The organism is Streptomyces sp. Ag82_O1-12 (genome assembly GCF_900182715.1).
GTDB classification, from domain to species: Bacteria; Actinomycetota; Actinomycetes; order Streptomycetales; family Streptomycetaceae; genus Streptomyces; species Streptomyces massasporeus.
On sequence record NZ_FXUW01000001.1, the window covers coordinates 1,475,821 to 1,495,344 of the forward strand.

14 protein-coding genes and 1 tRNA gene are annotated in these 19,524 nt (G+C 72.0%); 4 read left to right on the forward strand and 11 right to left on the reverse strand.

Annotation, left to right across the window (positions count from 1 at the left end):
- Nucleotides 1–214: 214 nt before the first annotated feature.
- From QOL88_RS06790 to pgsA, 3 genes are read right to left on the reverse strand one after another with little or no spacing between them, the layout of a single operon-like run.
- Entirely contained in the window at nucleotides 215–1,378 is a 1,164-nt protein-coding gene (locus QOL88_RS06790) for a glycosyltransferase family 4 protein (RefSeq protein ID WP_097215561.1), read from the reverse strand.
- Nucleotides 1,375–2,283: a phosphatidylinositol mannoside acyltransferase gene (locus QOL88_RS06795; RefSeq protein WP_097215562.1), complete on the reverse strand. Its 909-nt coding sequence runs from the start codon at nucleotides 2,281–2,283 to the stop codon at nucleotides 1,375–1,377. The genes QOL88_RS06790 and QOL88_RS06795 overlap by 4 nt, the downstream gene beginning before the upstream one ends.
- On the reverse strand, nucleotides 2,280–3,044 hold the full coding sequence (pgsA, locus tag QOL88_RS06800; protein ID WP_257028041.1) for a phosphatidylinositol phosphate synthase: 765 nt from the start codon (nucleotides 3,042–3,044) through the stop codon (nucleotides 2,280–2,282). The genes QOL88_RS06795 and pgsA overlap by 4 nt, the downstream gene beginning before the upstream one ends.
- A 218-nt stretch (nucleotides 3,045–3,262) precedes the next feature.
- On the opposite strand from pgsA, the gene QOL88_RS06805 reads away from it, so the two are divergent.
- Nucleotides 3,263–5,461: an elongation factor G-like protein EF-G2 gene (locus QOL88_RS06805; protein ID WP_097215563.1), complete on the forward strand. Its 2,199-nt coding sequence runs from the start codon at nucleotides 3,263–3,265 to the stop codon at nucleotides 5,459–5,461.
- A gap of 171 nt (nucleotides 5,462–5,632) precedes the next feature.
- The gene (locus tag QOL88_RS06810) at nucleotides 5,633–7,300 is read left to right on the forward strand and encodes an AbeC-like domain-containing protein (RefSeq protein ID WP_031104474.1); all 1,668 of its coding nucleotides are present in this window, start codon (nucleotides 5,633–5,635) and stop codon (nucleotides 7,298–7,300) included.
- Between the two features lie 148 nt (nucleotides 7,301–7,448).
- Here the strand turns inward: QOL88_RS06810 and QOL88_RS06815 are convergent, their stop codons facing one another.
- From QOL88_RS06815 to QOL88_RS06830, 4 genes are all read right to left on the reverse strand, one after another.
- Nucleotides 7,449–8,009, reverse strand: coding sequence for an HIT family protein (locus QOL88_RS06815; RefSeq protein ID WP_097215564.1), 561 nt, complete (start codon nucleotides 8,007–8,009; stop codon nucleotides 7,449–7,451).
- A 66-nt stretch (nucleotides 8,010–8,075) separates the two neighbouring features.
- A complete protein-coding gene (gene thrS, locus QOL88_RS06820; protein ID WP_097215565.1) occupies nucleotides 8,076–10,052 on the reverse strand; it encodes a threonine--tRNA ligase in 1,977 nt (658 codons plus the stop codon).
- Nucleotides 10,053–10,241: 189 nt separating this feature from the next.
- Entirely contained in the window at nucleotides 10,242–11,459 is a 1,218-nt protein-coding gene (locus QOL88_RS06825; RefSeq protein ID WP_097215566.1) for a hypothetical protein, read from the reverse strand.
- Complete coding sequence (locus QOL88_RS06830; protein WP_097215567.1) at nucleotides 11,456–12,022, reverse strand: DUF4365 domain-containing protein; 567 nt, start codon at nucleotides 12,020–12,022, stop codon at nucleotides 11,456–11,458. The genes QOL88_RS06825 and QOL88_RS06830 overlap by 4 nt, the downstream gene beginning before the upstream one ends.
- Before the next feature lie 169 nt (nucleotides 12,023–12,191).
- Here QOL88_RS06830 and QOL88_RS06835 point away from each other — a divergent pair, with 169 nt between their 5' ends.
- Complete coding sequence (locus QOL88_RS06835; protein ID WP_097215568.1) at nucleotides 12,192–12,923, forward strand: 3'-5' exonuclease; 732 nt, start codon at nucleotides 12,192–12,194, stop codon at nucleotides 12,921–12,923.
- A gap of 67 nt (nucleotides 12,924–12,990) precedes the next feature.
- Here QOL88_RS06835 and QOL88_RS06840 read toward each other — a convergent pair.
- Both QOL88_RS06840 and QOL88_RS06845 read right to left on the reverse strand, forming a co-directional pair.
- Nucleotides 12,991–13,062 (reverse strand) — tRNA-Val (locus QOL88_RS06840).
- A gap of 39 nt (nucleotides 13,063–13,101) precedes the next feature.
- The gene (locus QOL88_RS06845; RefSeq protein WP_097215569.1) at nucleotides 13,102–13,548 is read right to left on the reverse strand and encodes an SRPBCC family protein; all 447 of its coding nucleotides are present in this window, start codon (nucleotides 13,546–13,548) and stop codon (nucleotides 13,102–13,104) included.
- 97 nt (nucleotides 13,549–13,645) lie between these two features.
- Between QOL88_RS06845 and QOL88_RS06850 the strand changes: the two genes are divergently transcribed.
- Nucleotides 13,646–16,030, forward strand: coding sequence for an SCO7613 C-terminal domain-containing membrane protein (locus QOL88_RS06850; RefSeq protein ID WP_373559271.1), 2,385 nt, complete (start codon nucleotides 13,646–13,648; stop codon nucleotides 16,028–16,030).
- A gap of 7 nt (nucleotides 16,031–16,037) precedes the next feature.
- Here the strand turns inward: QOL88_RS06850 and QOL88_RS06855 are convergent, their stop codons facing one another.
- The gene (locus tag QOL88_RS06855; RefSeq protein WP_097215571.1) at nucleotides 16,038–18,773 is read right to left on the reverse strand and encodes an exo-rhamnogalacturonan lyase family protein; all 2,736 of its coding nucleotides are present in this window, start codon (nucleotides 18,771–18,773) and stop codon (nucleotides 16,038–16,040) included.
- 115 nt (nucleotides 18,774–18,888) lie between these two features.
- A complete protein-coding gene (locus tag QOL88_RS06860) occupies nucleotides 18,889–19,518 on the reverse strand; it encodes a hypothetical protein (protein ID WP_097215572.1) in 630 nt (209 codons plus the stop codon).
- Nucleotides 19,519–19,524: the final 6 nt, after the last annotated feature.

The following is a 19,524-nucleotide window of genomic DNA, read 5'->3' on the forward strand; positions in this document are numbered from 1 at the left end:
TACAAGGGGCAGCCGGTCAGCTACCCATTGCACCGTACATTCGATATTGATTCATGATCCATCGGTTTTCACTCAAGTCCCGGCAGCCACTTCGCACACTCGAGCGACACGGAAAGATCACGGGTGATCTGCGCAATCGATCATTCGGCACATGACACACGCACGCCCGACCCGCCGTTTCGGCATGGCTTGAAAAGGACCCGGCGCCCGCCCGTCAGTCGCGGGCGAACCCCAGCCGCCCCCACAGCCCGGTCGTCCGCTCGTCCTCGGCCACCGCCGCCGCTCCGGCCGTCACGGTCTCGTAGACGGACAGGATGTCGGCGCCGACGGTCGACCAGTCGAAGCGCCGCACATGGGCGCTGCCCCGCTCGCGCAGCTCCGCCAGCCGCTCCGGGTCCGCCAGGAGCCGTACGGCCGCGTCGGCGAGGGCGTCGGCGTCCTCGTTGGGGAACAGTTGGCCGGCCGCTCCCCGGTCCAGGACCTGGGCGAAGGCGTCCAGATCGGAGGCGAGGACGGGGGCTCCCGCGGACATGGCCTCGACGAGGATGATGCCGAAGCTCTCGCCGCCGGTGTTGGGCGCCACGTACAGGTCGACGCTGCGCAGGAAGCGGGCCTTGTCCTCGTCGCTGACCATGCCCAGGAACTCGACGCGGGCGCGCAGCTCGGCCGGCAGGGACTCGACGGCCTCCTTCTCGTCGCCGCGCCCGGCCACCAGCAGCCGGGTCTGCGGACGCGCGGCGAGGATCTTCGGCAGGGCCTTCATCAGCACCGGGAGTCCCTTGCGGGGCTCGTCGATACGCCCTATGAAGCCGATCGTGTCGCCCTGCCACTCGGCCTTCGGCTCGGCCTCGGCGAAGAAGTCGACGTCGACGCCGTTGGGGATCACGACCGCGTCGCCGCCGAGGTGCTCCACCAGCGTGCGGCGGGCGTACTCGCTCACCGCGATCCGGGCGCTGATCTTCTCCAGGGCGGCCTGGAGGATCGAGTACGCGGCGATCATCGCGCGGGAGCGCGGGTTGGAGGTGTGGAACGTCGCCACGATCGGCCCCTGGGCGGCCCAGCAGGTCAGCAGGCCCAGCGACGGGGAGGTCGGCTCGTGGATGTGGATCACGTCGAACGCGCCGTCGTGCAGCCAGCGGCGCACCCGGGCGGCGCTCAGGAAGCCGAAGTTCAGCCGGGCCACCGACCCGTTGTAGGGCACCGGCACCGCGCGCCCGGCCGAGACGACGTACGGCGGCAGCGGGGTGTCGTCGTCGGCCGGGGCCAGCACGGACACCTCGTGGCCGAGGCGGAGGAAGTACTCGGCGAGGTCACGGATGTGGAACTGGACGCCACCCGGTACGTCCCAGGAGTACGGGCAGACGATGCCGATCCTCACGTGGATCCCTTCGCTGGATCGAGGTCGGCGAGCCACAGGCGCTGCAGCATGTGCCAGTCCTCCGGATGGTCGGCGATCCCGGTGGCGAAGGCGTCGGCCAGCGCCTGCGTCATGACGGAGGTCTTCTCGGCGCGCGTGCCCGATTCGGGGACCTCGACGGCCGGGTGGACGCGGCCCCGCATCACGGGCGAGTCGTCGTACCAGAGGGTCACCGGCAGCAGCAGGGCGCCGGTCTGCTGGGCGAGCAGGGCCGGTCCGGCCGGCATCCGGGCCGTGTCGCCGAAGAAGTCCACCTCGACGCCCGAGGCGGACAGGTCGCGGTCGGCGACCAGGCAGACCAGGCCGCCCTCGCGCAGCCGCCGGGCCAGGGTGCCGAAGGCGGTGCCGCCGCTGTGCGGCAGGACCTCCATGCCGAGGCCCTCGCGATAGGCGACGAACCGGTCGTAGAGCGTCTCGGGCTTCAGGCGCTCGGCGACCGTGGTGAAGGGGATGCCGAGCTTCGTGGTGACCCAGGCGCCGGCGAGATCCCAGTTGGCGAGGTGCGGCAGGGCGAGGACGACGCCCTTGCCGGCGGCCAGGCCCTCGGTGAGGTGGTGCAGGTCCTTGCCCTCGAAGCCGCCCTTGATCCGGTCCTCGCTCCAGGCCGGGAGGCGGAAGGACTCCATCCAGTAGCGCAGGTAGGAGCGCATGCCCGCGCGGGACAGCTCGGCGAGGCGCTCGGGGCTCGCGCCGGGCACCACGCGCGCGTAGTTGCTCTCCAGGCGCTGGACGCCCTTGCCGCGCTGCTTCCAGGCCAGGTCTGCGATGGTCCGGCCGAGCCGTGCGGCGACCGGCTCGGGGAGCTTCTTGACCGTGCCCCAGCCGAGGCCGTACAGCGCGTCCGTCAGCCGGTCCTGTGCGCTCACGTGGCCGCCTCGCTCCCGTGAGAGGCGTTCCGCTGCTCGTCCTCATTTTCCTGCCCGTCCGGCGTGGCCGCCGCGGCCTCGGCCTCCGCGGACTCCCGGCGGACCGTGACGACCCGCTGGATGAGCGTGACGAGGCTGCCCACGGCGACGATCCACAGGGCGACGGGCAGCAGGTACTGGATGCCGGGCACACCGAACGTGTGCAGGCCCGCGAGCCCGGCCGCGACCAGGGAGATCACCAGACGCTCGGCCCGCTCGACGAGCCCGTTGACCGCGACCGGCAGGCCGATGGACTCGCCCCGGGCCTTGGTGTACGACACCACCTGGCCGCTGGCCAGGCAGAAGATCGAGACGGCGCACAGGACGAGGTCGTCGCCCCCGCCGGCGTACCAGAGGATGAAGCCACCGAAGATCGCGCCGTCGGCGACCCGGTCGAGCGTGGAGTCCAGGAAGGCGCCCCAGCGGCTGGAGCGGCCGAGCTGACGGGCCATGTTGCCGTCGACCAGGTCGGAGAACACGAACAGCGTGATCACGACCGTGCCCCAGAAGAACTCGCCCATGGGGTAGAAGACCAGCGCGCCCGCTACCACACCGGCGGTGCCGATGAGGGTGACCGTGTCGGGGCTGACGCCCCGGCGGATGAGAAACGCGGCGAACGGTGTGAGGACACGCGTGAAGAATGCACGCGCGTACTTGTTCAGCATGGCCTTCCCGAGGGTCGGTGTCGCCGTCTGGCCCCTGCTGGCCACCGGCTGGCCCATCGTAGTCACGCGCGCGCGTGGGCGAGGCGCGGGCACCCTGACCCCTTTCGGGGGAACCCTCCGGCCGCTGGTGGGCCGTGGGATCGCGTCGTTCGTATGGACGCACCGTGACGGGAGTGGGAAGGTCGAATGACCGCGGGCGTCGCCGGAGCCGCACCGCACGCGGATTCCGCGTGTCCGCGCCCACAGTGACCTCACCGTGCACGGGAGGCAGGATCATGGGCGACAAGGCACAGACACACCCTGGGGCCGCCGGCAGGGCACGAGCGGCCGACCACCCTCAGTCCGTACGGAATGTGGTGCTGGTCGGCCACTCCGGATCGGGAAAGACCACGTTGGTCGAAGCCCTCGCGCTCACGGCGGGGGCGGTGAACCGGGCGGGCCGCGTGGAGGACGGCGGCACCGTCTCCGACTACGACGACATCGAGCACCGGCAGCAGCGTTCGGTACAGCTCTCCCTGGTGCCCGTCGAGTGGGACGGCATCAAGGTCAATCTCCTCGACACCCCCGGATACGCCGACTTCGTCGGTGAACTCAGGGCCGGTCTGCGCGCGGCGGACGCGGCCCTCTTCGTCGTCTCGGCCTCGGACGGCGTGGACGGCTCGACCCGCACGGTGTGGGAGGAGTGCGCGGCCGTGGGCATGCCCCGGGCCATCGTGGTCACGCACCTGGAGTCGGCGCGCGCCGACTTCGAGGAGATGACCCGCAGCTGCGCCGAGGCCTTCGGCGCGGACGACCCCGACGCGGTCCTGCCGCTCTACCTGCCGCTGCGCGGCCCCCAGGCGCCCGACGGGCACGCGCCCGTGACCGGGCTGATCGGCCTGCTGTCGCAGAAGCTGTTCGACTACTCGACCGGTGAGCGCAAGGAGTCCGAGCCGGGCGAGGACCAGCTGCCGCTGATCGAGGAGGCCCGCAACCGGCTCATCGAGGGGATCATCGCCGAGAGCGAGGACGAGACCCTCATGGACCGCTACCTCGGCGGGGAGCCCGTCGACGTCAAGACGCTCATCGAGGACCTGGAACGGGCCGTCGCGCGCGGGGTCTTCTTCCCCGTCCTGGCCGCCGCCCCCGCGGGTGAGGGCGCCCGGCAGGGGCTCGGCACCCTGGAACTGCTGGAGCTGATCACACGGGGCTTCCCGACGCCGCTGGAGCACGAGACGGTGCGGGTCACGACCATCGACGGCAAGCCGCGCCAGCTCAAGCCGTGCGACCCGGACGCCCCGCTGGTCGCGGAGGTCGTGAAGACCTCCTCGGACCCCTACGTGGGCCGGCTGTCGCTGATCCGCCTGTTCTCCGGCACCCTGCGCGCCGACCAGACGGTCCACGTCTCCGGGCACGGGCTGGCCGATCGCGGACACGAGGACCACGACCTCGACGAGCGGATCGGCGCCCTGTCCACGCCGTTCGGCAAGCAGCAGCGCCCGGTGTCGCACGTCATCGCGGGCGACCTGGCGTGCGTGGCGAAGCTGGGCCGCGCCGAGACCGGCGACACCCTGTCCGCCAAGGACGACCCGCTGCTCATGGAGCCGTGGCGGATGCCCGACCCGCTGCTGCCGCTGGCCATCCAGGCGCACAGCAAACCGGACGAGGACAAGCTGTCCCAGGGCCTGGCCCGGCTGGTGGCCGAGGACCCGACGATGCGGCTGGAGCAGAACCAGGACACCCACCAGGTGGTCCTGTGGTGTCTGGGCGAGGCGCACGCCGACGTGGCCCTGGAACGGTTGCGCAGCCGGTACGGCGTCCAGGTCGACGTCGTCCCCCACCGGGTGTCCCTGCGCGAGACGTTCGCGACCAAGTCGGCCGGCCGCGGTCGGCACGTCAAGCAGTCCGGCGGGCACGGGCAGTTCGCGATCTGCGAGATCGAGGTCGAACCGCTGCCCGGCGGGTCCGGCATCGAGTTCGTCGACAAGGTCGTCGGTGGGGCGGTGCCCCGGCAGTTCATCCCGTCGGTGGAGAAGGGCGTACGGGCCCAGGCGGCGAAGGGGGTCGCGGCCGGGTACCCGCTCATCGACGTACGGGTGACGCTCCTGGACGGCAAGGCGCACTCGGTGGACTCCTCCGACGCCGCCTTCCAGACGGCCGGCGCGCTCGCGCTGCGGGAGGCCGCGGCCGGCGCGAGGATCCATCTGCTGGAGCCGGTGGCCGAGGTGTCGGTGCTGGTCGGTGACGACTTCGTGGGCGCCGTGATGAGCGACCTGTCGGGGCGGCGCGGCCGGGTGCTCGGCACCGAGCAGACCCCGGGCGGGCGCACCCTGATCCGGGCCGAGGTTCCGGAGATCGAGATCGGCCGGTACGCCATCGATCTGCGGTCGATGTCGCACGGCACGGCGGGGTTCGGCCGCCGGTACGCGCGGCACGAGCCGATGCCGCAGCAGGTCGCGGACCGGTTGCGTGAAGAGGAGCGCAAGGCCTCGTAGTTGGCGCCGGGCGCCACCAAGTGCCCTTGTGGGAGCTCCCCTCCGCGGGGGCGGGCGGCTTGACGGGCCGCCCGCCCCCGCTCACCGGTGTGGACGGATACGCTGATGACCTGATCAACAGGTGTGCGGAGCGCGGAAGTCGGGAAGGCCGCAGATGCGGATGCGGCAGCGATGGGGGCGGCAGTGACGGACGGATTCGACTTCAGCCCGGGAGCCCAGGTGCCCCTGGCGGGTGCGAGCGGCCAGACGGCGGCGACCTATGCGCTGGCCGCGGCGGCGTACCGGGACGACGAGGTCACCAAGATCCTGGCCGCCGACAACGAGTGGCACCAGTCGAAGGTGACGCCCCCGCGCTCCTGGGCGAAGATCTTCCGCCCCAGGTTCGGCGAGGCGTTCTCCCGCGCGGTGATCGACCGGATGCTGGGTGCCGGGCGCAAACCGGTCATCCAGTCCTTCGGCATCGAACCGCAGGTCGTCGTGGAGCACTGCCTGGCGGCCCACCGCATCCGCCGCGACCGCGACAACTGGCTCGCGGCGATCACGGTGATCTGCGGGGTGCTCTTCCTGCCCGGCTTCCTCGTGTGGCTGCTGGTGTTCACGCTGCGCACGACCATGGCCAAGCGCGAGGACAAGCGGGCCGGCGCCCTCGCCACGACGCTGCTGGTCGCGGTGGGCGCGCTGGCCGTGCTGTTCCTGATCCGCATGCCGTTCACGGGCTTCTGGGCCCTGTACGGGCGCGCGGCGGTGATCATGCCGGTGGTCGGCTGGTTCTGGGCCAAGCAGATCTGCGAGCGGACGGCCCGTGACCTGCGGGAGCGCTGGTCGAGTCTGCTGTCGGGCGGTGGTGTCGGCGCCAAGATCCCCGAGGCCGTGCCCGGCAACCCCGGTGACGCGGCCGAGCAGGTCCGCAAGGAGCTGGCCCGTCTCGCCGCCGAGCAGCGGTCCAACTCGGTCTTCTACGCCGGCCCCAAGGGCATACTCGGCATGGGCACGCGGTGGGGCAGCTGGCAGCTGGCCGAGGAGCTGGTCTCCGCCGAGCCGGGCAAGGAGTTCCACCCCTTCCGCAGCTGGGACGTCATCGTGGCGATCCAGGGCGGTCTCGGCATGCTGGAGCGCACGTCGATCAACACCGGCGGCTTCCCCAAGCCGTCCATCACGCACTGGATCGTCACGCCGATCGGTGAGAAGGCGACGGACGTGTCCCGGCCGAGCGGCACGGACGTCGACGCGTACACGGTCCGGACGCACGCCATCCAGGACATCTGCAACAAGCAGCAGTTCGGCAGCGGCGACCGGCACTACCTGGGCGTGCAGTGGACGTTGTGGGACGGTCACCTGGTGATCACGATGCTGATCACGGTGACCGTGCTGCACGACACTCTGCGCATCGAGGTCACCGGGCACGCGCTGGGGCCGGTCAACCCCCTGTTCAACGAGAAGCCGGCGGCCAAGGAGAAGGCGGTGCAGAAGGCTCTGAGGTTCTGGGAGACCCGCACCGTGAAGCTCCCGCTGATCGACGCCGACGAGGTGGTACGGCTGGCCGCGCGCGCCCCGCTGACCTGGTACCCGCCGCTGCTGAACTGGCTCGGCGGCAGTCTGACGCTGCCCGAGCCGTTCGGTCTGCGGCACGCGTGGGCCGACCAGCCGTGGCGGCACCGGTTCATGGCCGACGACGCGCTGCGGGCGGCCACGCCGGTGCTGCGCGTGGTGCACACGGCGGCGCTGAAGGTGCTGCGGGAGAACGGCGTGGACGTGGAGAAGTTCGGCTCCAGGTCGGCGGCGCTGAGTGGGGCTGTGCAGGAGGCTTCGCCCAAGAAGGCGGATGTGTACGACGCCTGATGGTCGAGGAGCTCTGCGTTGCAGCTGGGGCGGGGTGGGGGCGCGACCCGGCGCTGCGGGGTGCCGCCTGCGCCCACCCGTGCCGCCCTGGGGGCACCTCCACCTCCCAGGCCCTTACGGCACTGGGGGAGGCACGACTGCCCGCAGGCTAGGCCGTCGGCCAGGCCTCCGCCAGCATCTTCCGTGTGTCCGCCAGCAGCTGCGGCAGCACCCGCGTGTGACCCACCACCGGCATGAAGTTCGTGTCGCCGCCCCAGCGCGGCACGATGTGCTGGTGCAGGTGTGCGGCGATGCCCGCGCCGGCGACCGTGCCCTGGTTCATGCCGATGTTGAAGCCGTGTGCGCCGGAGGCCGTGCGCAGGGCCGTCATGGCCTGCTTGGTGAGTTCGCCGAGCTCGGCGGTCTCCCCCGCCGTGAGATCGGTGTAGTCGGCGACGTGCCGGTAGGGCACGGTCATCAGGTGCCCGCCGTTGTACGGGTAGAGGTTGAGCACCGCGTAGACCTGTTCGCCGCGCCGGACGACGAGCCCGTCCTCGTCGGACTTGGCCGGGATCGAGCAGAAGGGGCAGCCGTCGCCGGCGCCCGGGCCGGTCGGCTTGTTCTCGCCCTGGATGTAGGCCATCCGGTGGGGCGTCCACAGACGCTGGAACGCGTCCTGCGTCCCGACTCCCTGCTGCTGCTCCGGCTCACTCGTCATGCAGTGCAGCATATGGCGTGGAGCTGGGGGTACGGCAAAGGCCCCCGGGATCTCCCCGGGGGCCTTCGCACCGTGTGATCAGACCTGGGCACGCTCCTCGACGACCTTCAAAATCTTCGCGATGGCCTCGTCGAAGGGGATGCCGTTCTCCTGTGAGCCGTCGCGGTAGCGGAAGGACACGGACTCGTTCGACATGTCCTCGTCGCCCGCGATGACCATGAAGGGCACCTTCTGCTTCTGGGCGTTGCGGATCTTCTTCTGCATGCGGTCGGAGGAGGAGTCGACCTCGACGCGCAGGCCCTTCTTCTTGGCCGCGGCGGCGAACTTCTCCAGGTACTCCACGTGCGCGTCGCCGATCGGGATGCCGACCGCCTGAACCGGGGCCAGCCACGCCGGGAAGGCACCCGCGTAGTGCTCCAGGAGCACCGCGAAGAAGCGCTCGATGGAGCCGAACAGCGCGCGGTGGATCATGACGGGGCGCTGCTTGGAGCCGTCCGCGGAGGTGTACTCCAGGTCGAAGCGCTCCGGCAGGTTGAAGTCGAGCTGGATCGTCGACATCTGCCAGGTGCGGCCGATGGCGTCCTTGGTCTGGACGGAGATCTTCGGGCCGTAGAAGGCGGCGCCGCCCGGGTCGGGGACGAGGGGCAGGCCCTGCTTCTCGGCGACCTGGCGGAGCGTCTCCGTGGCCTCCTCCCAGGCCTCGTCCGAGCCGACGAACTTCTCCGGGTCCTTGGTGGACAGCTCCAGGTAGAAGTCGGTCAGGCCGTAGTCGCGCAGCAGGCCGAGGACGAAGGTGAGCGTCTTGTCGAGCTCCTCCGACATCTGCTCGCGGGTGCAGTAGATGTGCGCGTCGTCCTGGGTGAAGCCGCGGGCGCGGGTCAGGCCGTGCACGACGCCGGACTTCTCGTACCGGTACACGGTCCCGAACTCGAAGAGGCGCAGCGGCAGTTCACGGTAGGAACGCCCGCGCGCGTCGAAGATCAGGTTGTGCATCGGGCAGTTCATGGGCTTGAGGTAGTAGTCCACGCCCTCGTCGAGCTGCATGGGCGGGTACATGCCGTCGGCGTACCAGTCCAGGTGACCCGAGGTCTCGAAGAGCTTCCCCTTGGTGGCGTGCGGGGTGTAGACGAACTCGTAGCCCTCTTCCTCGTGGCGGCGCCGCGAGTAGTCCTCCATGACCCGGCGGATGATGCCGCCCTTGGGGTGGAAGACGGCGAGGCCGGAGCCGATCTGCTCCGGGACGGAGAACAGGTCGAGCTCGCTGCCGAGCTTGCGGTGGTCGCGCTTCTCGGCCTCGGCGAGGAACTCCAGGTGCGCCTTGAGCTCGTCCTTGGTGGGCCAGGCGGTGCCGTAGATGCGCTGGAGCATGGGGTTCTTCTCGCTGCCGCGCCAGTAGGCGGCCGCGTTGCGCATCAGCTTGAACGCCGGGATGTTCCGGGTGGTGGGCAGGTGGGGACCGCGGCAGAGGTCCTTCCAGCACAGGTCACCGGTCTTGGCGTCCAGGTTGTCGTAGATCGTCAGCTCGCCGGCGCCGACCTCGACGTCCGCGCCGTCGTCGTGCGAGGCGGAGCCCTTGAGGCCGATCAGCTCCAGCTTGTACGGCTCGTCGGCCAGTTCCTCGCGGGCCTCGTCGTCGGTGACGACACGGCGGGAGAAGCGCTGGCCGCGCTTCTGGATCTCCTGCATCTTCTTCTCGATGGCCTTGAGGTCATCGGGGTGGAAGGGCTTCTCGACGTCGAAGTCGTAGTAGAAGCCGTCCTTGACGGGCGGGCCGATGCCGAGCTTGGCCTCGGGGAAGAGCTCCTGCACGGCCTGTGCCATGACGTGCGCGGTGGAGTGGCGCAGGATGTTCAGGCCGTCCTCGGAGGAGATCTCGACGCCCTCGACCTCGTCTCCCTCGGACAGGGCGTACGACAGGTCCCTGAGCTCGCCTGCCACGCGCGCGGCGATGATCGAGCGCTCGCCGGCGAAGAGCTCGGCGGCCGTAGTGCCCGTCGTCACCACGCGTTCTTCCCGCTCGGAATCGCGCTGGATGATCACACGGACGTCTGACACCGGTCTCTCCTGACTGAAGGGGGCTGCGGCGCCATACCCGAGCGCGCGCACGAGTAAGGATCGTACCGACCCGGGACCGCCCTACGCGAAATCAGTCCCCGCGGTCACCTCCGGAGGCCGCCGCGGTCCCTCCCGCAGGCCGCCGCAGTCCCCTTCCTCGGACGTCCGCAGCCCCTCTCCCAGGCCCCTTCAGTCCCCGCCGCAGGCCTCCTCGAAGAAGTCGATGTTCTCGTGGAGCTCCTTCATCAGCCGGTCCCGTTCGGCGTCGTCGACCTGGACGGGGACGACGCCGTGGGCCCCGGTGAGGCGCCGGAAACCGCCCCGGCTCTCCAGCCGCCCCTGCACCCGTACCGGGAGTCCGACCAGGTGGGCGTGCCCGGCGATCCGGTAGGCCTCCTCGTCGAGGGTGATCCGCACATTCGGCACGTCGGCCCCGGCCAGCACGCGCAGCCGCACCGTGCCGTCGCCGCGCGGCCCGGACCTGCGCAGCCGTACGACCGCTCCCGTGATCCGCACCGGGACGGCGGGTTCCTCGCGCAGGTAGCGGGCGCCCGCCTCGCGCAGCACGGCCAGGTCGCCGGGTGAGAACTCGACGGGCTCGGCGGAGGGCGCGCAGCCCTCGGGCACACCGGCCGCCGGGGCCCACTCGACGGCGATCCGGGCGCCCTCCGTGCCCCGGACGAGGGCGACGAGGGCCTCGGTGAGCTCATGGCTCACTCCTGCTTGGACGGCGGCGTCGAAGGCGTCCATCCCGCCGGTGGCCCGCTGATAGTCGATGGCCTCCCGGGCGGCGAACAGGGCCTGGTGGAGGCGGACGGCCAGAGGGCGGCCGCCGGCGACCGGCACGAACGCGGTGAGCCGGCCGTCGGTGGCGGAGCCGACGAGGACGTTCTCCAGGGCAGCGGCGGCGGAGCGCCGGTGCCGGGCGCCGTGGTAACCGGCCCGGGCACGGGTGGCGAGGGCCGCCGCGAGCAGCATCCGGCGGGCGGCCCCGCGCAAACGGTCCTCGACGGTCCAGGAGGCCGCGCCGGCGGGTCCGGCGGGGACGTCGTGCCACCAGCGGATCTCGTCGCTGGGCACGGCGAGGGAGACGAGGACCTCGCGGGCGGAGGGCGAGCCGCTGCGGGACAGGGCGAGCAGGGCCTCGCCGAGCAGGTCGTCGCTGTCGGGGAAGGCGCGGCTCTCCGGCACCAGGAGGCTGGTGCCGCTGCCGCCGGGCCCGGGCGGGGTCCAGCGGCCGTAGCGTCCGGGGGCGCCGCCGCGCCGCTGCCAGCCGTGCCGGCGCAACAGGGCGCTCAGCACGGCCGGGTCGACGTCGACGGGCTCGGGCAGCGGGTCGCTCCAGGTGGTGTCGGCGGGGTGCGGCCGGACCTGCCTCAGTGGCTCCTCGGTCGGGCGGTGCGTCACGGTTTCCCTCCCGTCCCGACCCGCGTCATGATCTCGCAGAGGGCCCGGTCGTCGAAGATGCGCGAGGTCGGTATCCGCACGGTGGTGCGGCGGCGGCCGGTGATCGGCTGTCCGGCGAGGTTGGTCCAGTAGCAGCAGTGCCTGAGGTCGAGCCGGTCGTGGCTGGCGCGCAGCCAGTCGTCCTGGGAGCGCGGCACCAGCATCACCACCAGGATCTTGTGCACGGACACGGGGGTGCGGGCGAGCTTCGCCAGGTGGTCGTTGTCGAGCGTGAAGGAGAAGGTGCGCCCCGGTGGGTTGGGCGGCACCTGGTAGGTGGCCTTGAGCTGCACCTTGATGGTGACCTCGTCGTCGACCGTGTGCCCGGGGGCGCTGTGGCTGACGTGCCAGTCGATGCCGTTGTCGGGAAAGGGCTGGGACAGCGAGCAGCCGGCGGCCGCCGCGACGGCGTGTAGATAGCCGACCTGCAGTGTCTCCATGCAGGCGGTGGTGGCGAGAGTGCCGCGAGAGGGAGCCGTGCGCTCGGGCAGCAGCCCGCCCCGTTCGGGCTGCGCTATGGCCATGGCCAACAGCCTTCCAGAACAAGTGATTCCCCACTGCGGGCCGCTGAACTGCAACAACCCGTACTCCTGTTGTCTCCTTCCGGCGTACGGCGCAAACAGCCCGGGTATCACCGAATCGGGCAGCGGACGGTGCGTCAACTGCCGACGGTGAACGAGGGGTTGTGTGGCTATGACGACGTGCTGGTACGAGGGGCCGCTGGCCGCCTTCGACACGGAGACGACGGGCGTCGACGTCGAGACCGACCGGATCGTGTCGGCCGCCGTGGTCGTCCAGGATGCGCCGGGTGTCCGGCCGCGGGTGAGCCGTTGGCTGGTGAACCCGGGGGTGCCGGTGCCCGCCGAGGCGACGGCGGTGCACGGACTGACGGAGGAGCACCTGCAGCGCAACGGCCGGTGGCCGGCGCCGGTGGTGTACGAGATAGCGCAGGCGCTGGCCGAGCAGGCGCACGCCGGGCGCCCGGTCGTGGTGATGAACGCGCCGTTCGATCTGACCCTGCTGGACCGGGAGTTGCGCCGTCATCGCGCCTCGGCGCTCGGGCGCTGGTTCGAGTCGGCGCCGCTGTCCGTGCTGGACCCGCGGGTCCTGGACAAGCATCTGGACCGCTACCGCAAGGGCCGTCGCACCCTGACGGACCTGTGTGCGCACTACGGCGTCGCGCTGGACGGCGCGCACGACGCGGCGGCCGACGCCGTGGCGGCGCTGGAGGTCACGCGGGCGGTGGGCCGCCGGTTCGCGTCCCGGCTGGAGCGTCTCGCTCCGGATAAGCTGCACACCCTGCAGGCGGTGTGGCACGCGGCCCAGGCGCGGGGCCTGCAGGCGTGGTTCGCGCGCAGCGGTGTGGACGAGGCGGTCGACCCGGCGTGGCCGCTGCGTCCGGATCTGCCGGCGGCGGCTGCCTGAGCAGCCGGCGCGGGGCCGCGAGCGCATGAAAAAACCGGTCCGTCTGCGACGGACCGGCTGTTTCCGGTGGGCGATACTGGGTTCGAACCAGTGACCTCTTCGGTGTGAACGAAGCGCTCTCCCACTGAGCTAATCGCCCGGGAACGCACTGAACCATACAGGTCCGGGCACGCTTCCTTCAAACCGCTCGGAGGTGCCTGAGGAGTCCGCGCCGCCCGGACCGCATCATCAGCGCGTGGTTGGCGCGGAAGACGGGCCGTCCCGGTACGGCGAGCCGCCGCAGCAGCGGCTTGTTCACGCTGACGACCTGGTCGTACCGCGCGAGACTGCCGCTCCCGTGCGGCGTGACCGTCCAGCGCGCCCAGCCCTCCATGTCCCCGGTCAGGGCGGTCTCCAGCACACCGGCGGCACGGTCGCGCCGCACCTCGCGCGCCGTGAAGGTCATGTCGTACGGCAGGAGGGATCGGACGCGGATCACCCCGGTGGTGTCGTCGAGCCGGGTCACCTCCCGGACCTGGCGCCACCAGCTCGGGTAGCCCTCGGGACGCTCAAGCACGTCGTAGATGGCGGCGGGGGGTGCGGGCAGGGGCCACAGGCTGCGGAAGCGGTATTGGTTCCAGTCCATCCCGGTAGTCTGCCCACGCGCGGCACGGACTGTCTGAGTACGCGCCTGAGTACCCGCACTCATGCCGTGCCGGGTGACGCGGACCACACTGCGATCCATGACCCACCTACCGCCCCCGGCCGAGGAACTGCGGCTCCTCGACGCCGAACTCCGGCAACTGGACGCCCGGCGCTCGCAGTTGCTGACCCGTCGCGCCTGGCTGGTCGCGGCCCTGCGGCAGACGCAGCAGCAGTCGCGGCCTTGGGCCTCGGCGCAGCCCCCGGCCGCCGCACCGCCGCGTCCCGAGACGGCGGCGCCCAGCGTGCAGAACGTACTGCTGGTCCTCGGCGGTGTCCTGCTCACGCTCGCGGCGGCGGTGTTCACGCTGGTCAGCTGGGGGCAGATGGGGATCGCCGGGCGGGCCCTGGTGCTCGGCGCGGTCACCCTGGCCACGCTCGCCGCGCCCGTGGTCCTGCTGAAGCGGGGGCTGCGGTCGACGGCGGAGTCCGTGGCGGGCCTCGGGCTCGCCCTGACGGTCCTGGACGCCTACGCGCTGCACGCGGCGGCCCTCTCCGCGACGGACGGGACCGGGTACGCGGCCGCCGCGTCGGCGGTGCTGGCGGCGACATGGTCGGCGTACGGCCTGCTGCCGGTCACGTCCGCGCTGCGCCTGCCCCTGCCGTCCGCCCTGGTCGCGGCCCAGTTCCCGCTGCTGCTGTGGGCCCTGGCCGCCGACGCGAGTCCGTACACGATCACGGCCGCGTTGCTGGTGACAGCCGGGCTCGACGCGGTGGCGGCGGCGCGGTTGGCCGCCGGGGCGGTGCGGATCACCGCCGGCGTCGGTGCCTACGGCATGGGCGGCTGGGGTGTTCTGGGTGCCGGCTGGCTGTCCTTGACGGCCGGCGGTCCGGGTGACGCCTCCCGTGCCGGGGCGCTGCTCCTGCTCGCGGCGGCGATCGCCCTGGGCGCGGCCTGGCGGGGTCCGGGCATCGGGCACGCTCTCGGCCTCGCGGTCACGGCCGGTCTGCTCGTCGTGGGTGCGCTCGGTGGGGTGGCGCGTTCCGGGCTGCCCTCGGAGTGGGTGGTTCCGGCTCATCTGGCCGTCGGTGTGGCCCTGTTGGCTGCGGTGCGGGTCGAGCGGCTGCCGGACGCGATGCGGACGGGCTTCGCCTGGGCCTCCGGTGCCGTACAGGCGCTGGCGGTGCTGTGGACGCTGCCCGTCGTCGCCGTGGTGCTGCTGGGCCCGGCGGGTTGGCTGGGCCGGGTGTGGAGCGGTGCGCCGTCGGACGCCCGTGCGGCGGTGCTCGTCGAGGCGTCCTGGCCGCCGGACGCGGTGGTGGCTCCGGTCGTGCTGGTGGGCGTGGCGGCGGTGCTCGCCCTGGCGGTCCGTGCGCAGGTGTGGCGTCCGCGGGCCCGGCTCGGTGCTCTCTGCCTGCTGTGGGCCACGGCGCTGACACTCCCGGCGGTCCTGGAGATCCCGTATGTCGCGAGCCTGCTGGTCCTGGGCGTCATGACGGCGGCGGCGCTGTGCGCGTGCCGGGTCACGGCGTCGGCCGCGCGGGTCACGGCCCTCGTCCTGGCCCTGGTCACGGCCGCCGGCCTGACCCTGGCCTCCCTCGCCTCGCAGTCCGCGACCCTCGTCGTGCTGTCCGGGCTGACGGTGCTGTTCGCCGCGGCGTCGTGGCGGGCGGGTGTCGCGCCCTTCACGGCTCCGGCCGCTCTCGTCTGCGCCGCCGCGCTGGCCTCGGCGTCCGGCGCCGCAGCGGACTGGCCCGCGGCCCGAACCGCCCTGCTGGTTCTGCTGGTTCCCGCTGCCGCCGCCCTGCTGGCGGCGCGGCTGGGCGCATCCCGGGCGACGGTGCCCGTCGAGGCCGTGGGAGCCGCCCTCGGGCTGTTCGCCGTGGCGCTCACCGTCACCGACCCGCCGATGCTCGCGCTGGTGCTGGCCCTGTGCGGGGTGATCGCCGCGGGCACGGCCCTGCGCGCCGAGCGGCGTGCCGTCGGCTACGCGGCCACGGCCCTGTTCGTCCTGGCCGCGTGGGTGCGCCTGGCCTCCTGGGACGTCGGCACGCCCGAGGCGTACACGCTCCCGGTGACCGTCCCGGCGCTGCTCGTCGGAGCCCTGCGCCGGCGCCGTGACCCGCAGGCCTCCTCCTGGACGGCATACGGCCCGGGGCTCGCCGCCACGTTCCTGCCGAGCCTCGTCGCGGCCTGGGCCGATCCGCACTGGACGCGGCCGCTGCTGCTGGGCGTCGCGGCGCTGCTGGTCACCCTGCTGGGTGCCCGGCACCACCTCGGGGCACCCCTGGTGCTCGGCGGCGCGGTGCTGACCCTGGTCACGCTGCACGAACTCGCCCCGTACGTCGTGCAGGTGACGGGGGCGCTCCCCCGCTGGGCGCCTCCCGCCCTCGCCGGACTCCTGCTGCTCGCCCTCGGGGCGACGTACGAGCAGCGGATCCGGGACGTCCGGCGGGTGCGGGAGGTCCTGGGGAGGATGAACTAGCCCCTGGCTAGGGCATCTTGTCCCCGAGCAGGGCCAGGTTCTCGATGGCGGCGAGGCCGTACAGCGCGGTGTCGTTGGTGGCCACCCAGGTGGCCTCGCTGCCCGGCACCAGCGCGACCGGGCCGCTCACCTTCTCCGTCTTCCAGGGCGCGGACTCCTTGTAGCCGTCGGAGTTGTAGAACTTCTCCCAGGCCCGCTTGGCGAGCTTCTCGTCGCCGGTCTTGACGGCCGCGTACGCGTCGAGGCGCGAGTGGCCCTGGAAGAGCAGCAGGCTGCCGAAGTCGGAGCCGTAGCGGGCCTTCTGCTCGGCCTTGGTGGCGTTGAAGTAGCGGCAGTAGTCGAAGTACGCCTCGTTGAACTTCGGCATGTCGACCAGGTCGATGAGCTCGGCGCACAGCTCGTTGAGGCCGAAGACGGCCGACAGGTGCGAGACCTCCACCTTGGCCGCCCCGGCGACGGCGAACTTGCCGGTGTCGAGGTCGTACAGGCCGCTGCCCTGGACGAAGCCGTTGGGCTGGGCGGCGATGGTCTCCATCGTGGACAGCACGCGGGCCTTGGCCTTCTCCCACTTGGGGCCCTTGCGCTCCCACTCCGTCAGCCAGGCCGACACCAGGCCGCTCCAGTCCGTGCCGAAGCCGATCGACAGGGCGTGCCGGTCGGGGGTGTAGGGCTCGGTGCGGATCTTGCGGAGCGGGTCGAGGGCGAGGAACGTCTCGTCGGAGTCGACGTTGGCGTGCATGAGGTCGCCGACGCGTTCGTCCGCCGTGAGGAAGTAGTAGTAGCGCCGGTAGGTGGTGTTGGCGATGCGCTGCTGCTTGGCGCTGTCGGCGAAGTGCTGCACCCCATGGCGGGTGCCGAGGCCCGCCCACTTGCCCAGGTGGTAGACGTCGACCTCGCCGGTGTGCCGCGTCATCGCCTCGGCGAAGCGGAAGATGTCGGAGCGGCCGGAGCGCAGATAGGCGAACCAGAGCCACAGGTCCGGCGACAGCTCGGAGTTGTCCCAGGCGTAGCCGCCGATGTCGTACCGCCACTGGTGCCGGAACGTGTCGTAGGTGTGCATGATGTCGCCGTAGTCCCAGAAGCCGTACCAGCGGCGCTGCTCCACCTGGTCCTTGTAGTAGGTGAAGAGGAAGTCGAGGTGATCCTCGATCTTCGCCTTGGCCGGGGTGGAGCGGTCGGGCTCGGAGTACAGGTTCGGGCCGAAGACCTTGGCCTTGATGAGCTGCTTGGGCGGAGCGGCCAGCTGCGGCAGCACGCGGACGGCCTCGACCTGCTCGGCGAACCGGCCGGGGCTCGGGGTGGTCTCGTTGGCCCAGAAGAGGAGTTCGGAGGTGCGGGTGATGCCGTACGGGGTGCCGAACTCCGGCTCGTAGTCCTCGTAGGTGATGTTGAGGCCTTCGAGCTGCTCGGGGAAGGTGTCCTGGCCCATGCCGTCGTGGTAGAAGCGCATGTCCATGGGCTGCGCCTCGGGCGACCAGAGCCAGAGGGTCACCTCGGCCTCGTCGGTGTGGGCGTCCCGGATGTCGAGCTGGGCGGGGAACTTCTCCCAGAAGTCGCGCAGCCCGAAGGAGAACCCACCGCTCGCCCCGCCGACGTACCCGAAGCCGGAGGCGCGCCGGCCACCGCCCGCGGCGACCCAGCCGTGCCCCTTCTTGGTGCGCTTGCGCAGCGTGAAGCCGTCGGCGGACAGCTGCGAGAGGGTGTAGTCGCCCCACTCGGGGATGTACTGCAGCCGGGTCGTCACCCGCTGGTCCCAGGTGGCGGGGTCGGGCAGCTTCCTGCCCTCGAACTGGGCCGCCTGCACGGCCGCTCCGGGGTCCCGGCGCAGTCCGGTGATGCCCTTGACGGCCTCGCGCAGCAGCCCGGTGCCGTCGCCGCCGATGCGGATGTGGCGGTCGTACGACTCGTCCCGCAGGGGCACGGTGAAGCGGACGCCGAGGCCGCGGATGAAGTCGCCACTGGCCTTGCCCGGCTCCTGCTTGCCGTCGTAGGTGATGGTGTGCACCATGCGGAAGGAGTCGGCGCCCGCGTAGAAGTAGAGCCTGATCGAGAAGGGCAGCCAACCGCGGCCGCCCTTGCGGTGCTTGCCGTCGATGCGGACGACGGCGCGGACCGGGCCCGCCTGCTCGACCTCGACCTTGGAGATCGCGCCGTCGAAGCGCTCGGTCCTGACCGCGCCCTGGTCCTCGTCCTCGATCTCGGGCTGGCGGATCAGCACGAGCCGGCCGTTCCTCGCGATCTCCGTGGAGCCCCGGGTGACGGACTTGACGAGGGTGGAGCCGGACGTGCCGATCCTCGCGGTGATGACGCCGGTCGAGATGTCGATGGCGCCGCCGCGCTTGTGCACGGTCACCTTCTTCTCGGGGGCGGCGGGCGTCCCGGCGGCGAGGGTGAGCTTGCCGTCGCCCGAGGCGACCGCATGCGCGGTCCACTTGAGGGAGCCGTCGGGCCAGTAGGCGATCGGCCAGGACTGCACGGGCACGGCCTTGCCGCCCGCGTCCGTCAGCGCGAAGGTCTGGTCCTTCTGGTACGCGCCCTTGGGCCAGGGCACGCCGACGGTGGAGCCGGGTGCGGCGCCGAGGCCGCCGTCCTCCAGCCAGTCCAGGGTCACCGGGTCGGCGTCGGCCGCCTCGGCTCCGGGCGCTGCCTGGGCGTCCTGCGCGCCCAGCGCCCAGCTGAACTGGGCGGCGGCTCCGGTGACGGCGGCCGCCTTGAGGAGGGACCTGCGGGGGATGGGAGACATGGCGATGCTGCCTTTCCTCGTCCGTGCGGGAAGCGAATCCGTGCGCTGGTCAGGGCATGACAGAGAGAGGTGCGGCGCCGGGGCGCCGACCTGGAACATGGGGGGGCACCGCCGTTCAGCGGTGCCGGTACCGCTCCTCCACGGCGACGGCCGCCGCCACCACGGCCCCGAGGACGGGGAGCGCCAGCGGCGCGGCGAACCAGGCGGACACGGCCACCACGGCCAGCCCGCCGACGATCAGGAAGGACCCGGCCGGGTCGAGCACCGTGCGGCGCCCGGCGTGCGCGAGGAGCGTCCGCCAGCGTGCGCCCGGCTCCCAGACCGCCGCCGCACGCAGCCCCGCCACGACGAGCCCGATGAGCGCGACCACGCCGAGGGCCCCGACCAGCGGCCCACCGGGAATCCCCGCCCGGGCCGCCTGCACGTCCACCCAGACCGTGGCCACCGCCGCCCACCCGGCGACCCCGGCGAGCCACCCGCCGCGCAGTGCGGTGCGGAAGTCGGCGCCGAACTCCCGCCGGCCACCGCCCTCATGGGCGGTACAACGCCGCAGATGCCGCGCCCCGGCGGCGAACGCGGCGGGGTAGGTGACGACTCCCAGTGAGGCCACCGCGATCCACACCCCGGTCAGCAGACACTCGGCGAACACCGCGAACCTTCCCCAAGCTCGCGACTCCGCTCGAGCAGGGGACGCCCCATTGGCGAACGGCGACTCGCCCCGTGCCTTCACCCGTGTCCCGGCCATACCCGC

Coding starts and splice junctions, on each gene's coding strand:
- pgsA (WP_257028041.1), bottom strand. CDS start 3,044: ATGGGCCAGCCGGTGGCCAGCAGGGGCCAGACGGCGACACCGACCCTC.
- QOL88_RS06805 (WP_097215563.1), top strand. CDS start 3,263: ATGGGCGACAAGGCACAGACACACCCTGGGGCCGCCGGCAGGGCACGA.
- QOL88_RS06810 (WP_031104474.1), top strand. CDS start 5,633: ATGGGGGCGGCAGTGACGGACGGATTCGACTTCAGCCCGGGAGCCCAG.
- QOL88_RS06815 (WP_097215564.1), bottom strand. CDS start 8,009: ATGCTGCACTGCATGACGAGTGAGCCGGAGCAGCAGCAGGGAGTCGGG.
- QOL88_RS06830 (WP_097215567.1), bottom strand. CDS start 12,022: ATGGCCATAGCGCAGCCCGAACGGGGCGGGCTGCTGCCCGAGCGCACG.
- QOL88_RS06835 (WP_097215568.1), top strand. CDS start 12,192: ATGACGACGTGCTGGTACGAGGGGCCGCTGGCCGCCTTCGACACGGAG.
- QOL88_RS06845 (WP_097215569.1), bottom strand. CDS start 13,548: ATGGACTGGAACCAATACCGCTTCCGCAGCCTGTGGCCCCTGCCCGCA.
- QOL88_RS06850 (WP_373559271.1), top strand. CDS start 13,646: ATGACCCACCTACCGCCCCCGGCCGAGGAACTGCGGCTCCTCGACGCC.
- QOL88_RS06855 (WP_097215571.1), bottom strand. CDS start 18,773: ATGTCTCCCATCCCCCGCAGGTCCCTCCTCAAGGCGGCCGCCGTCACC.
- QOL88_RS06860 (WP_097215572.1), bottom strand. CDS start 19,518: ATGGCCGGGACACGGGTGAAGGCACGGGGCGAGTCGCCGTTCGCCAAT.